Source organism: Stenotrophomonas sp. SrG (assembly GCF_050031795.1).
GTDB lineage: Bacteria > Pseudomonadota > Gammaproteobacteria > Xanthomonadales > Xanthomonadaceae > Stenotrophomonas > Stenotrophomonas rhizophila_A.
This window is the reverse complement of sequence record NZ_JBNBBE010000027.1, coordinates 1-14,542: the sequence shown is the minus strand read 5'-3', so window position 1 is coordinate 14,542 and position 14,542 is coordinate 1. Positions and strand designations below refer to the sequence as shown.

The following is a 14,542-nucleotide window of genomic DNA, read 5'->3' as shown; positions in this document are numbered from 1 at the left end:
GCACGCCTAAGATGGCCCTGCCCCGCCGCGCCGGGCGTCCTGGATACCGGCCATGATGGTTCGCCTTGGCAGTACGTCGATCAGCCTCGCCCGCTACCTGCTGCTGTGGACGGCCGTGGTGCTGGTGTTTGCCGTGCAGCATTCGCTCAGCGATGGGCTGCACGGCAACAGCTGGCCGTTCCTGGTGCACCTGCGCTGGGCGATGATCCAGTGGTACACCTGGGCGGCACTGGCACCGCTGGTGTTCCGCCTGGCCGAGCGCTATCCGCTGGACCCCCAGCGCCGCCTGCTTGGCCTGGGCAGGCAGGTCGTGGCCAGCTTGGCGGTGACCTTCGGCGCGATGCTCATCGGCGCAGCGGCCTCCGCGCTGTTCGAACCCAGCGGCTTCTTCGAACAGCTCGGGTACTTCCTGGCGCAGCATTTCGCCATCGGGCTGCTTACCTACTGGGCGTTGTTCGCGCTGCAGCAGGCATTGCACTTCCAGGCCGAGAAGGCGCGGCGTGAAATGGAAGCCAGCCGGCTGGCCACCGAACTGGCGCAATCCAGGCTGCTCGCGCTCAAATCCCAGCTGCAGCCGCATTTCCTGTTCAACACGCTGCACGCCATCATCACCCTGCTGGACGAAGACACGGTCTCGGCCGAAGACATGCTGCTGCGCCTGAGCGAACTGCTGCGCGCCTTCCTGGAAGACTACGACGGCCAGGAGATTCCCCTGCGGCAGGAACTGGACCTGATCGAGCTGTACCTGGGCATCCAGCGCGTGCGCTTCAAGGACCGGCTGACCACCCGTACCTATATCGCCCCGGATACCCTCGACTGCGCCGTGCCCAGCCTGTTGCTGCAGCCGTTGGTGGAGAATGCGGTGCGCCACGGCATCGGGCAGCGCGTGGGCAGTGACGTGATCGAGATCGAAACGCGCCGCGACGGCGAGGTGCTGTGCATTGAAGTGCGCAACCGCAACAGCACGCTTGACGCCACGCCCGGCGCGCCCGCAGGCCATGGCATCGGCATGTCCAACACCCGGCTGCGCCTGAAGGAGCTTTACGGCGATGCCGCCGACGTGCGGCTGGACATCATCTGGCCCGAGGGCGTGGCCTGCCGTGTACGCCTGCCCTTCCGTACCCTGGAGGTGGAAGACGAAGCGCCGGAGTTCACGGCGGGAGTGGCACCGGCATGACCCTCTCGGTGCTGGTGGTGGACGACGAGCCGCTCGCGCGCCGCGCGATCGTGCGCCTGCTGGCCGAGGACCCGGAGATCGAACTGCTGGGCGAATGCGGCGACGGCGTCTCCGCAGTGAACGCCATCCGCGAGCACTCGCCCGACTTGGTGTTCCTGGACATCCAGATGCCGGCGATCACCGGCCTCGACGTGGTGGCCACCATCGGCGCCGAGCGCATGCCGGCCACCGTCTTCGTCACCGCCTACGAGCAGTACGCGGTGAAGGCCTTCGAGGCCAATGCGGTGGATTACCTGGTCAAGCCGTTCAGCCGCGAACGCTTTGCCGCGACCCTGCAGCGCGCCCGGCAACGCCTTTCAACTGCCGCCGGCACCAGCGCGCAGACGGCCACGCAGATCCTGCAGGCACTGGACGCGCTGCGCCAGCGTGAGGCCTACCTGCAACGGATACCGGTACGGGTCGACGAACACGTGGTGCTGGTCGACGTGGACGAGATCGTCTGGATCAAGGCCGCACGCAACATCGCCGAGATCCACCTCGCCGGCCGCATGCACGAACACCGTGGCACCATGGCCGCCCTCGCCGCCCGGCTGGACCCGCGCCACTTTGCCCGCGTGCACCGATCGGCCATCGTCAACATCCGGCGGGTCAAGGCGATCCACCCGTGGTTCAACGGCCACCACGTGGTCACCCTGGACACCGGCCAGCAGCTGCGCATGAGCCGCTACCAGAACGAGGCGTTCCTCAAGCTCGTCTCCACCCGGGACACACCGTAGCGCCGGGCGTGGCGCTACGCCGTCGGGATGCGTTCGCCTTCGCGCAGGGTCAGCACTTCCACCCCGGTTTCCGTCACCAGCACCGTATGCTCCGCCTGCGCGGACAACTTCCCATCGCGGGTGGTCACGGTCCAGCCGTCCTCGCTCATGTCGATCGCCGCACGGCCCTGGTTGATCATCGGCTCGATGGTGAACGTCATGCCCGGCTCCAGCTCCACGCCGGTACCGCGCTTGCCGTAATGCAGCACCTGCGGGTCTTCGTGCATCTCGCGCCCGATGCCGTGCCCGCAGAACTCGCGCACCACGCTGTAGCCGTGCGCCTTGGCATGCTGCTGGATGGCGAAGCCGATATCGCCCAGCGTCGCCCCCGGGCGCACCACCGAGATGCCTTTCCACATGGCCTCGCGGGTCACCCGCACCAGCCGCTTCGCCTGGAAATCGACCTCGCCGATCAGGTAGGTCTTGCTGGAATCGGCGATGAAACCATCCTTCTCCAGCGTGATGTCCAGGTTGACGATGCTGCCGCCGCGCAGGATCTCGTCTGCCGAGGGCACGCCATGGCAGACCACGTTGTCCACCGAACTGTTGAGCACATAGGCGAACCCGTACTGGCCCTTGCTGGCCGGCCGCGCATGCAGTTCATCGACGATGAAGCGCTCCACCCAGTCGTTCACCTGCAGGGTGCTCATGCCTTCCAGCGGCAAGCGGTCCAGTGCCTCGAACACCGAGGCCAACAACCGCCCCGACGCCCGCATCAGCGCCTGTTCTTCAACCGTCTTGATCACGCGACCGCCACCCGCAGGGCACCGGGATCGACCCCGGCCGCGCGAAGTTCACGGTTGACGATCTCCTGGTAGCTCATGCCGGGGTTCATTTCGCAGAGCATGCCGACCTTGATCCAGAAGCCGGCCTGGGCGTTGATCGAGCGCCCGGACACGCCACTGGCGCGGCGCAGGTTGTCGTGAAGTTCGTCGTCGATGTTGACGATGCCCATGGGATGCCTCGGCGTACGGAATATACGCATCATATACGATACGTATATTTCAGGTCCAGGCAGGATCCGCGGTGAAATCGATGGTCAGCCAGAACTCGCTGCCGCGGGCATCCAGCCGTTCGGCGATGTCATCGCGCAGCGCATCGACGCTGCCGATGGTGCCGATCACCGTGTCCGGGTGGGTGAGGATGTGGATCTCCACGAAGCGCATCCGCCCCATCTTGGCCACGTGGCTGGTGAAACCGAGGTAGCCGTGCTCGGCGACGAACTGCGTCATCACCGCCTGCACGCGCGCGTCCAGCGTATCGGGCGCCACCTGCAGCACCTCGCGCATCGCTTTCCACGCACCGCGCAGCGGCACCGGCAACACCGCCAGGCTGATGATCGCCAGCACCAGCGGATCCAGGAATGGAATCCAATGCGCGTGGTCGCCGTCTTCCAGCAGCAGCGCCAGCGCAAAGGCCAGCACCACCGCCAGGCTCATCATGCCGCTGAGCAGCCAGGCGCGTACGTCCAGCCACAGCAGCGGCGAATGCAATCGCGCCGCATGCACGCGCACGAACGCGGCCATGCCCAGGTTGCTCACGCACAACAGGGTCGCCCACATCAACGCCGGCCCGGCGCGGATGACGTGCCCGCCGGTGGTGAGCCCGATGATCGAATTGGCCAACGCATAGATGCAGGCCAACGCCAGGATCGCCCCGCCCAGCGCTTCCACCATCGGCTCCAGGTGCCAATAGCCGTACTGGAACCGTGGGCTGCCCTCGCGCCCCAGCAGGCGCAGCACGGCCAGCGCCACCAGCGTGAGGGCAACATCCACCAGGCTGTATACCCCGTCGAACAGGATCGCCTGCGATCCCACCAGCAGGCCGCCGATGAAGCCGGTGGCGCTGACCGCCACCGTCACTCCAATCGAGAATTTCAGGATCCGCTGCTCGCGTGCTGTATCCATCGCCTGCCGAAGATCCTGGCCGCCGCTCAGGTCTTCAGCACCTCCACCTTGTAGCTCGGCACGTCGCCGTCACGGTCGATGATAAGCCCGTGCACGTCCGACTCGAAGCCCGGGAAGCGCACATTCTGCTCGCGGGCAATGCGCAGCGACTGGATGATCGGCTCATCCTGCGCGCCGAAGCGCTCGCCCGGCATGATGGTCGGAATGCCCGGCGGGTAAGGCACCAGCATGGTCCCGGCAACACGACCACTGATCGCTTCGATATCAACGCGCTCGATCTGGCCACGCACCAGGTGGTCGTAGGCCTCGGCCGGCGTCATCACCGGCTCGGGCATGTCCACGTACATCGCACGCATCACCTGGGCTACCGCAAACTCGCGGTTGAATGCATGCAGGGCCTCGCACAGGTCGCGCAACCCCCAGCCACCGTAAGTCTGCGGGTAGTCTGCCGCCAGGTCGGGCAGCGCGCGGGTCAGCGGCGCGTTGTTGTCGAACAGTTCCTTGAAGGCCATCAGCTCGGTCACCAGGGTGCTCCACTTGCCCTTGGTGATGCCCATCGAGAACAGGAACAGCACCGAGTACAGGTTGGTCTTCTCCACCGTGATGCCGCGCGTCCACAGGAACCTGCTCAGCACGGCGGCGGGAATGCCCAGCTCGCCCAGGTCACCGTCGATGGACAGGCCCGGGGTCAGCAGGGTGACCTTGATCGGGTCGATCAGCACGTAGTCTTCGACCAGGCCATCGAACCCGTGCCAATGCGCATCGGGCTGCAGGTACCATTCCTCGCGCTTGGCCACCATCGGCGTTGGTGCATCGCCCTTGCCCAGCGAGCGCTCCAGCTTGTCCGGCTGCCAGACGCTGAACCACCAGTCATCGCGACCCAGGTCCTCGCGCACGTGCAGCATGGCCCGACGGAAGGCAATCGCCTCGTCGTGCATTTCCTGCACCAGCGATTCACCGGCCGCGCCCTCCATCATCTTGGACGCCACGTCGCAGGCGGCAATCACCCCGTAATGCGGGCTGGTGGTGGTATGCATCATGAATGCTTCGTTGAAGCGTTCGGCATCCAGCTCGCGGGTCGCCGCGTTGCGCACGTGGATCATCGAGGCCTGCGAGAACGCGGCCAGCAGCTTGTGGGTGGAATGGGTGGTGAAGATGATCGCGTCCTGGCCGCGCGGCTTGCCCTTGGCCATGCCGTAGTGGTTTTCATAGAACGGATGGAAGGCCGCATAGGCGTACCACGCCTCGTCGAAATGCAGGAAGTCCACCGCGCTGCCGATCTCGTCGGCGATCTTCTCGGCGTTGTAGCACAGCCCGTCATAGGTGGAATTGGTGACCACCGCGATCCGTGGCCTGGAGCCGGCGCGGAACGCCTTGCTGGCCAGCGGGTTGGCAGCGATGGCCTGCTGCAGCGCCTCTGGGGTGAACTGGTCCAGGCTGATCGGCCCGATGATGCCGTGCGCATTGCGGCTGGGGGTGAAGTACACCGGTACGCCGCCGGTCATGATCAGCGAATGCAGCAGCGACTTGTGGCAGTTGCGGTCGACGAACACCACATCGCCCCGCCCCACCGTGCCATGCCAGACGATCTTGTTGGCGGTGGAGGTGCCATTGGTGACGAAGAAGGTGTGGTCGGCGCCGAAGTTGCGCGCAGCCTCGTTTTCCGCCTCCTTGATCGGCCCGCTGTGGTCGAGCAGCGAGCCCAGCTCCGGCACCGAAATCGACAGATCGCTGCGCAGCGTGTTCTCACCGTAGAACTGATGGAACGCACGCCCCACCGGTGACTTGGTGAAGGCCACACCGCCGGCGTGGCCGGGGGTGTGCCAGGAGTAGTTGGATTCGGCGGTGTGGTGGATCAGCGCCTTGAAGAACGGCGGCAGCAACTGCTGCATGTAGTCTTCGGCCGCGCGCATCACCTGGCGCGAGATGAAGCTCTTGGTGTCCTCGAACAGGAAGATGTAGCCGTGCACGTACTTGAGCAGCTTGCTCGGCACCTTCTCGATGGTGCGGCGCTCGCCGTACAGGAACACGGGCAACCCGCCGCGGCGTGCACTTTGCTCGCGCAGGAACCCCAGCAGGCGCTGGAACTCACCGGGCTTGTCTTCGGTGCCATCAATCGAGATCAGAACCGCCGAGGCCGCCACATAGGTACGCGCACCGGCCTGGGCATCGGCCAGGGTCAGCCCGCACAGCACGCGCTGGTCGTTGCCACGCAGTTCCTCGACCAGCGCGCGGATCAGGATGCCGCCGATGCGCGGGGACTCGTAGTCGTCGTCGATGACGATGATCGGGTAATCCAGAGACTTGAAATACACAGCATTTCTCCTGGGGGAAGGTCACGGAATCTTCGTGCTGACGGGACTGTCCAGCGGCGGCAGCTGGCCGCGCTGGCGGCGGCGCTCCTCGCTGAAGAAGGGGTAGAACACCGTGATGAACAGCACGAACAGGAAGGCGTACTGCACGATGCTGCCGGAGGAGCCGAAGATCGCCCACAGGCAGTACACGACGGTGATGCTGGTCAGGAACCAGAACGCGCCGGTGTGTACCAGGGTGTGCGAGCGTTCGACCACGAAGTAACAGGCCACGCAGGAATAGATGTAGGGCAGCAGGGTCAATACCACCGCCGCCGACGTAATAACGTCGAACTGCGCCGAGGCGGTTTCCGACGTGGACGTGAGCAGGACGGCCAGGGTCATCAGCACCGCCACGATCAGTACACCCTTGACCGGCACGTCATCCTTGTTGGTCTTGCTGAAGATGCTGGGGAACAGGCCATCGTCCGAGGCCGCCTTGGCGCTCTGTGCGGTCAACAGGATCCAGCCGCCGAGCGAGCCGGCGGCGCCGACAAAGGCGCACAGGCTTACCAGCGCGCCGCCCCAGCCGCCTACCGCATTGGCCGCCGCCAGCGCGAACGGTGCATCGGAGACCTGCAGGTCACCATTGGGCACCATGCCCATGATCACCGACGAGCTGGCGATGTACGCCACCGCAGCCAGGAACACCCCGGCCAGGGTGGCCCGCGCCACGTTCTTCTCCGGGTTTTCGACCACGCCGGCGGTGACCGAGGCCGACTCGACCCCGATGAAGGCCCACAGCGTCAGCGCCGCCGCGCTGGAGATCGCGCCGAAGTTGGATTCGCCCGAGACGTTGTAGGCGCCCTTGAAGATGGCCGGGTCGAAGAAGAACCAGCCGAAGATGGCAATGCCCAGGATCGGTACCAGCGCGAAGCTGGTGGTCACCGTCTGCAGGCGGCTGACGAAGGCCGGGCCGATCACATTGGCGAAACTCAGCGCCCACACCAGCGCGAGCACGGCGATGCAGCGCGGTATCGGCTGCGACAGGATCGGGAAGAAGTAGCTGAAGTAGCCCACCGCCGCGATCGGGATGGCGACGTTGCCGATCCAGTTGGCGAACCAGTAGATGGTGTTGGTTTGGAACCCCATGTACGGTCCGAACCAGTCGCGGGCGTAGGCATACGGGCCGCCCGCCATGGGCGCCAGCTTGCCCAGTTTGGCGAACACGAAGGCCAGCAGCAGTGCGCCGGCGGTGGTGACCAGCCAGCCCCAGATCGAGGCGGTGCCGATCTTGGCCAGGCTGGACGGCAGCAGGAACACGCCGGAGCCCATCATGTTACCGGCCACCAGGAAGGTGGCACCGACAACTCCGATTTTCTTCGCTTGCGCCATGACGGTCTCTCCGCTACTTGATGAAGTTGTATTGCAGGCTGCCCTGCACCCGCACCGTGTCGGCGCGTTGTCCGTCCTGCTGTTCCAGTTGCCCGTACAGCACTTCCATGCCCATCGTCCACGACGGCGCCGGGCTCCAGATCAGGTTGAACACCCCGTACCGGCTCTGGCGGAACGCATCGGCCGCGAGCGCGGCGTTGCGCGCCATCGTGAGCTGGCCGTAGATCAGGTTCGAGCGCCACAACGGCGACCAGTAGTGCGTGTAGCCCACGAAGCCGCCCTGCAGTGACAGCGCATGCAGGCGCCCGTCCTGGCCGATCACCGCATCCAGGTCCGAACCGGTGAGGTCGGCGGTATAGCGGCTCAGGCCTTTGCCGCCCAGCGCGCCGAACAGCAGCAGGTCCTGTTCGCCGACCGACGCCGAACCGCTGAGCTGGACGCCGCCGCCGAACCGGCGGTCGTCGCGCTGGTCGCCGTCGTAGCCAAGGCTGCGCGCCACCCCACCCAACTGCAGGTGGCCCCAGTCACGCTCCAAGCGCGCGGTAACGGTCACATCCGGCACCCGGTTGGCGGCTACCGTTGCGTCGGTGGTCCCCGCCAGCTGTGCATCGGGATCTTCGGCCGCCACCGTCAACGTGTTGCCCTTGCCCATCGCGAAGCTGTGGTGAATGCCGGCCACCAGCAGGTAGCCGGCGCCGCCGGGACCGGCGAAGTCCAGCGTGTCGGGCAGGCTGTCGGCATCCATGAAGGTGGCGTAGCCATAGCCGGCGTAGGTGTTGCCGAGCTGGCCGTAGGCATGCCGCAGCCGGAACTGGTAGCCGTCGCTGCTGCCGAAGAAGTCGTTCTCCAGGTAGAAGCGCAGGTTGCCGCGGCTGGTCGGGCGACGTGCTTCGAAGCTGAAACGGGTCTGCTTGGCATGCAGGTTGAAGTTGGAGACATCGCGGTGCGCGCTGCCCACCGGAATGGTGGAGGTCACGAACTGATCCTCGTCCCCGGCCGCACGGGTATCTACGATCGCATCGAGCTTGGCATAGCCACCGATGCGGATCAGCGTGTCGGTATTGGGGATGGCCAGGAACCCTTTCAGTTCCGGATCGGTCGGCCCGGCCGCACTGTCCGGCCGCGAGGCGGCCGATGACGGATCGGCCACTGAATCACGCGGCGGCAGGATGGTCTGGCCGGTGCCGGGCACCTGGGGGGTGGCTGCATGGGGAAGCGCGGCGGACGGCGTGATCGCCGTGGGCGCAACCGCAGTCACCTCGGGACGCTGCGCAGGCGCACGGCCTTCTGCGGTTTCCAGCGCATCCAGGCGCTTTTCCATCGCCTCCAGCGTTTGTCGCAGGGTGCGGATGTCCTGGCGCAGGGCGTCGGCGGAATCCTGCGCATGCACCGGCATCGCGGAAAGCGCCAAGGCAGAGAACAGCAGCACGGCAGCGCAACGCATCACGTCCTCCCTGAACTGCAGACGATACTGCCGGTGTCAGCTGCGCTCACAAGCACGGCCGATAACGGCAACCCGGTACTGCTCCGCAGGAGAACGACGACCGCAGCAACCCCGGCGACATGCTGCAATCGCCATGCTGCAATCGGCAGTGCACCCGCGTGGGATTCCCTCCTCATCCCGGGTGACGCGCAGAAGCTGCGCGCGCCAGCGCCCTGAGTAACAAGTCGGGAGTGAGTTTTTCGTGAAGTTTTACGTTGTCAAACGCCATGCGCGCAGTGTGGCTGCGCGCATGCGGGTCGACCTTGATTCAGATCAACGCGGGCCCATCACCTTTTCCATGTCCTCGCCCTGCGGCATGCCGGACACGCGTTGCACCATGCCCTGCGCATCACGGAACAGGATGCCGGGCGTGCCCTGGAAGCCCAGTTCCACCATCAGCACCTGGTTGGCGTCGAGCTTGTTGGCAAGCGCCGGCGTGATCGTCGCGGCCGGCTTGATGCCACCCTTGCTGAAGTCATGCTCGTTCTGCAGGAACACCGCGCTTGGATTGGGCGCGCCCAGGATCGCGGCCGCCTTTGCCGGGCTGTCCTCGCGGATCACGCCTACCATGACGTGACGCAGCTGCACCTTGCCGCTGTCCACCCACGGCCGCGCTGCTTCCCAGAAGCGATGGCAGTAGGGGCAGTTGGCGTCGCTGAAGGTGTACACCACGCGCGGGGCATCGGCGCGCCCATCGCGCACCCACGCACTGCCATCCAGCCGCTTCCAGATCCGATCCGACATCGGCTTGGCCACCAGCTTTTCCAGCGGCGCCGCGCCTACATCCTCACCCTTCTCATTGAAGAGCGTGCCGACCATCACATTCTTGCCGTCCGCCGTTACGTAAGCCGCAGCGGGCTGCTGCCCGCCGACCACGCCAGCGAAGCCCCGCAGGCCGCCGGGTGCGTCGAATTCACCGATGACCTCGAAGCCCTGCCTCTCGATGCCCTGCAGCACGGCCGGCCGGTTGGCGCTCTTCGCGGATGCCGCTTGGGCCGTCGCCTTCGCGGTGGCGGGGCTTTGCTGGGCCTGGCTGCAGCCGGCGACTGCCAGCAGCAATGCAGCGCTCAGCACGGAGCCCAGCACGGGCGAGGTCTTCAACAACATGGCAACTCCTGGAATGCACGCGAACGGCGAATGGCCTACAGGGTAGACGCATCTGCCTGACCCTGCAGCCACTGGCGCAGCGGCTCAGGCCGCCGGGCGCAACGGTTCGCCCTGCAGCTGCGCAAGCGGGCTGCGGGGACGCTCGCGCCGTTGCGCGAAAATCTGCCGCCGGTAACGCGCCGGGGTCACTCCGACGATGCGCAGGAACAGCCGGCGGAAGGCGCTCTGGTCGGAGTACCCCACCGCCCACGACACCTCATCGACCGCACCGCCCGCCTGCAGCAGCAGCTGCGCCTTTGCGATGCGCAGCCGCTGGCAGTAGGCAATCGGACGCAGGCCGGTGGCCTTCAGGAAGCGCCGCTGCAGCGTGCGCGGCTCCAGCCCTGCCGCGTCGCAGATGTCCTGCAGGGTGACGCCACGCGCTGCGATGCCGTGCAGCCAGCGCTGCGCCTTCAGGATGCCGCGGTCGCCATGGGCGAAGTTCGGACTGAAGCGCTCCAGGTCTTCCTGCACGCCGCGCGGAATGACCAGCTGCAGCTGCTGGATGGCCGCGCTCATCACGCTCTGCCCGTAGATCCGGGCCAGCAGCCGCAGACTGAGATATTTCCATGCATCCGGGCCGGAAGCAGTCAGCAGGTCGCCGTCGTCCACCAGCGCGCGCTCGCTCGGATGCCAGCCCGGCACCACCGCCGCCAGCGACGGGCAACGCGACAGGTCGGGGACGCTGACCGAGCGCCCGGTCATGACCCCGGCCGAGGCCAGCAGCAGCCCACCCTCTTCGCAGCCCGCCAGCAGGCTGCCCGCATCATGGCAGTCGCGCAGCCAGGTCAGCATGCGTTCGTCGGCCTGCATCAGCGGCCAGCTGGGCTCGTTACCCGGCACCACGATCACGGCCGGCGGGGTATCGCCGAACAGTTCGGCGCCGGCCACCCGCTGCATGCCATGCCCACGCGTGGACAGCGTCCAGCGGGTCACCAGCATGCGCGCGCCCGTGCGTTTACCCGCCGCAGCGGTGCGGTTGCAGCGCTGGGCAAGTTCGGAGAGCACCGGTGCGGCAGCACGCAGGCTGCCCGGGTATTCGAGCACCGCGACTTCCATCAGGGTCGGGGACGTGGGCTTGTGGGTGGGCGATGAAGAGGGGGGAAGTGCTTCCATGGCGGCGCTCCTGGAACGGCTGCTGAGACCGCCAAACCCTGCTGGATCAAGGCCTGACGGCGATTCCAATGGAGCGTACGGAGCGCCCCCCACGGCAGCTATGAAACTAGTTGTAAATCCGGACCGGTAACGACATTGGAGGCCGCCGCAGCAAACCCTTGACTCTTGACCAGACTCCAGGGTCCACACTGTGCGCCTGCTCCCCAGAGAGGTCGCCGTGAACATTGGACAACTCGCACGCCAGGCCGGCGTGCCCATCGATACCGTGCGCTATTACGAGCGCCAGCATCTGCTGCCCACGGCCCAGCGCAGTGCCGGTGGCTACCGGGTCTTCAACGACACCGACCTGACCCGCCTTCGCTTCATCCGTCGCGCCAAGGCACTGGGCTTTACCCTGGAGGAAATCGGCGAACTGCTCGCCCTGAGCGACCAGCGCGGCCAGGACATGGCCCAGGTGCGCGAGGCGGCAGTGCTGAAGCTGCAGGACATCGAACAGCGCGTTGCCGAACTGCAGCGCATGCATGCCGCGCTGGAGCAACTGGTCGATGCCTGCCCCGGCCATGGCGGCCTGGAACAGTGCCCGATCCTGGGTGCACTGACGGAGCCTCACCGATGACCGCGCCCAAAGGCAGCTGCTGCGCCGCGCACGGCGGTGGCGCCCCGGCAGGCAACACGGTCAAGGACCTGGTCTGCGGCATGGACGTGAACCCGGACACCACCGCGCACCACGCCCGGCATGCCGGCAGCGACTACCACTTCTGCAGCGACGGCTGCCGGCGCAAATTCGTCGCCGCGCCGCAGCGCTATCTCGACCCTGCCTCGCACATCGCCGAACCGGTACCGGCCGGCACGCTCTACACCTGCCCGATGGATCCAGAGATCGTGCAGGAAGGGCCCGGCACCTGCCCCATCTGCGGCATGGCGCTGGAACCGATGATGCCTAGCCTGGACGAGGGCGAAAACCCGGAGCTCACCGACTTCCGCCGGCGCTTCTGGTGGAGCCTGCCGCTGAGCATCGCCACCATGGCGCTGGCAATGCTGGCCATGACCCCGCTGCTGCACGGCGTGCCGCCGGGCGTGCGGGTGTGGATCGAGCTGGTGCTGGCCACGCCGGTGGTGCTGTGGGCAGGCTGGCCGTTCGTGCAGCGCTGGGCGCAGTCGATCCGCAACCGCAGCCCGAACATGTGGACCCTGATCGGCACCGGTGTGCTGGCCGCGTATGCCTACAGCGTGGTGGCAACGATTGCGCCCGGACTGTTCCCGCCGTCGTTCCAGCAGCACGGCCACGTGGGCGTGTACTTCGAAGCGGCGGCGGTCATCATCTCGCTTACCCTGCTCGGCCAGCTGATGGAACTGCGCGCCCGCGCCCAGACCTCGGCGGCGATCAGGGCGTTGCTGGGGCTGGCACCGAAAACCGCGCGGGTGCTGCGCGAGGATGGCCACGAGGAAGACGTGGACATCACGGCACTGCAGCCCGGCGACCGCCTGCGGGTGCGGCCGGGCGAGAAAGTACCGGTGGATGGCAGCGTGCTGGAGGGTCGTTCCACGGTGGACGAATCGATGCTGACCGGCGAACCGGTGCCGGTGGCCAAGACCGTGGGCGATACCGTCATCGGCGCCACCCTCAACGGGACCGGCAGCCTGGTGATCCGTGCCGAGCGGCTGGGCGACGACAGCATGCTGGCGCAGATCGTGCAGCTGGTGGCGCAGGCGCAGCGTTCGCGCGCACCGATGCAGCGGATGGCCGACAAGGTCGCCTACTGGTTCGTGCTGGCGGTACTGGGCGCGGCGATGCTGACCTTCTTCGGCTGGGGCCTGTTCGGACCGGACCCGTCGTGGACGCATGCGGTGCTCAGCGCGGTGGCGGTGTTGATCATTGCCTGCCCTTGCGCTCTTGGCCTGGCCACGCCGATGACCATCATGGTCGCCACCGGACGCGCCGCGCAGCAGGGTGTGCTGTTCCGCGACGCCGAGGCCATCGAAGCGCTGCGCAGCGTGGATACGCTGGTGGTGGACAAGACCGGCACGCTCACCGAAGGCCGGCCCGCCTTCCGCGACGTAAAGGCGGTGCCCGGATTCGCGGCCGACGACGTGCTGCACTGGGCGGCCAGCCTGGACCAGGGCAGCGAACACCCGCTGGCCGCAGCGATCGTCGCCGAAGCGCGCCGTCGAGGCCGCCCACTCGCATCGGTGGAGGACTTCGACTCGCTCACCGGCCTTGGCGTGCGTGGCACGGTTGAAGGCAGGACACTGCTGCTCGGCAACGCCGCGCTGATGGCCGACCACCACATCTCCCTGCAGCTCCTGCACGCCGATGCCAAGCAATTGCGCGAGGCGGCGGCCAGCGTGATGTTCCTGGCCGTCGACGGCACCCTGGCCGGGCTGATTGCAGTAGCCGACCCCATCAAGGCGTCCACCGCCGAAGCCATCGCACAGCTGCACCGCGATGGCCTGCGCATCGTGATGGCGACCGGCGACGGCACCGCCACGGCGGAAGCCGTAGCGCGCGAGCTGGGCCTGGACGAGGTGCACGGTGAAATGCGCCCGGCGGACAAGGCCGAACTGATCCGCGCGCTGCAGGCACAGGGCCGCACGGTGGCCATGGCCGGCGATGGCATCAACGATGCGCCTGCATTGGCAAGCGCCAATGTCGGCATCGCGATGGGCAACGGCACGGACGTGGCGATGTCCAGCGCACAGGTCACGCTGGTCAAGGGCGACCTGCGCGGGATCCTGCGGGCACGCCAGCTGTCGTCCGCAAGTGTGCGCAACATGCGGCATAACCTGGGCTTCGCGTTCCTCTACAACGGCCTGGGCATTCCGGTGGCGGCAGGTGTGCTGTATCCACTGGGCATCACGATGTCGCCGATGCTGGCGGCGGTGGCGATGAGCCTCAGTTCGGTGTCGGTGATCAGCAATGCATTGCGTCTTCGCCATCAACGATTGCCAACGTCATGACAGTTTTTTCTTGCCAATCGAAAACAGCATCGCTATGATCTCGCTCCTCACGACGTGGGGCCATAGCTCAGCTGGGAGAGCGCCTGCATGGCATGCAGGAGGTCGGCGGTTCGATCCCGCCTGGCTCCACCACTCCGGACCTTAGGCCGTTCGGAAGGTAGTGAACACAATTCGAGTTTTTCGTGCGTCCCCATCGTCTAGAGGCCTAGGACATCACCCTTTCACGGTGGCGACCGGGGTTCGAATCCCCGTGG

The 14,542-nt window shown here is 66.6% G+C and carries 12 protein-coding genes and 1 tRNA gene; 5 read left to right on the top strand and 8 right to left on the bottom strand.

The annotated features are described in order from the left end of the window. The first annotated feature begins 52 nt into the window (after positions 1-52). Together ACQG3P_RS18335 and ACQG3P_RS18330 are read left to right on the top strand one after the other, a co-directional pair. Positions 53-1,177 (top strand): sensor histidine kinase, encoded by a 1,125-nt coding sequence (locus tag ACQG3P_RS18335; protein ID WP_210130518.1) that lies wholly within the window; start codon positions 53-55, stop codon positions 1,175-1,177. After that, the gene (locus ACQG3P_RS18330; protein ID WP_184126899.1) at positions 1,174-1,953 is read left to right on the top strand and encodes a LytR/AlgR family response regulator transcription factor; all 780 of its coding nucleotides are present in this window, start codon (positions 1,174-1,176) and stop codon (positions 1,951-1,953) included. The genes ACQG3P_RS18335 and ACQG3P_RS18330 overlap by 4 nt, the downstream gene beginning before the upstream one ends. A 14-nt stretch (positions 1,954-1,967) precedes the next feature. On the opposite strand, the gene map is transcribed toward ACQG3P_RS18330, so the two are convergent. The 8 genes from map to ACQG3P_RS18290 all read right to left on the bottom strand — a co-directional run bounded on the left by map (position 1,968) and on the right by ACQG3P_RS18290 (position 11,330). Beyond that, positions 1,968-2,738: a type I methionyl aminopeptidase gene (map, locus tag ACQG3P_RS18325; protein WP_307106813.1), complete on the bottom strand. Its 771-nt coding sequence runs from the start codon at positions 2,736-2,738 to the stop codon at positions 1,968-1,970. Then, positions 2,735-2,947, bottom strand: coding sequence for a ParD-like family protein (locus tag ACQG3P_RS18320; protein ID WP_068852612.1), 213 nt, complete (start codon positions 2,945-2,947; stop codon positions 2,735-2,737). The genes map and ACQG3P_RS18320 overlap by 4 nt, the downstream gene beginning before the upstream one ends. Positions 2,948-2,996: 49 nt before the next feature. After that, positions 2,997-3,899, bottom strand: a complete 903-nt coding sequence (locus tag ACQG3P_RS18315) for a cation diffusion facilitator family transporter (protein ID WP_068852615.1) — start codon at positions 3,897-3,899, stop codon at positions 2,997-2,999. A gap of 26 nt (positions 3,900-3,925) precedes the next feature. After that, positions 3,926-6,214 carry an Orn/Lys/Arg decarboxylase N-terminal domain-containing protein gene (locus ACQG3P_RS18310; RefSeq protein ID WP_426805827.1) on the bottom strand — a complete coding sequence of 763 codons (2,289 nt, stop codon included), beginning with the start codon at positions 6,212-6,214 and terminating at the stop codon, positions 3,926-3,928. A gap of 21 nt (positions 6,215-6,235) precedes the next feature. Beyond that, positions 6,236-7,585, bottom strand: coding sequence for an arginine/agmatine antiporter (gene adiC / locus ACQG3P_RS18305; RefSeq protein WP_217538515.1), 1,350 nt, complete (start codon positions 7,583-7,585; stop codon positions 6,236-6,238). A 13-nt stretch (positions 7,586-7,598) separates the two neighbouring features. After that, complete coding sequence (locus ACQG3P_RS18300) at positions 7,599-9,029, bottom strand: DcaP family trimeric outer membrane transporter (protein WP_426805826.1); 1,431 nt, start codon at positions 9,027-9,029, stop codon at positions 7,599-7,601. Between the two features lie 312 nt (positions 9,030-9,341). Further along, entirely contained in the window at positions 9,342-10,175 is an 834-nt protein-coding gene (gene dsbG, locus ACQG3P_RS18295; RefSeq protein ID WP_426805825.1) for a thiol:disulfide interchange protein DsbG, read from the bottom strand. A gap of 84 nt (positions 10,176-10,259) precedes the next feature. After that, positions 10,260-11,330, bottom strand: coding sequence for a GlxA family transcriptional regulator (locus ACQG3P_RS18290; protein ID WP_237334251.1), 1,071 nt, complete (start codon positions 11,328-11,330; stop codon positions 10,260-10,262). Between the two features lie 217 nt (positions 11,331-11,547). Here ACQG3P_RS18290 and ACQG3P_RS18285 point away from each other — a divergent pair, with 217 nt between their 5' ends. From ACQG3P_RS18285 to ACQG3P_RS18275, 3 genes are all read left to right on the top strand, one after another. Further along, the gene (locus ACQG3P_RS18285; protein ID WP_093535924.1) at positions 11,548-11,946 is read left to right on the top strand and encodes a heavy metal-responsive transcriptional regulator; all 399 of its coding nucleotides are present in this window, start codon (positions 11,548-11,550) and stop codon (positions 11,944-11,946) included. After that, positions 11,943-14,288, top strand: coding sequence for a heavy metal translocating P-type ATPase (locus tag ACQG3P_RS18280; RefSeq protein WP_426805824.1), 2,346 nt, complete (start codon positions 11,943-11,945; stop codon positions 14,286-14,288). The genes ACQG3P_RS18285 and ACQG3P_RS18280 overlap by 4 nt, the downstream gene beginning before the upstream one ends. A gap of 56 nt (positions 14,289-14,344) precedes the next feature. Beyond that, positions 14,345-14,420 (top strand) — tRNA-Ala (locus ACQG3P_RS18275). The last annotated feature ends 122 nt before the right edge of the window (positions 14,421-14,542 follow it).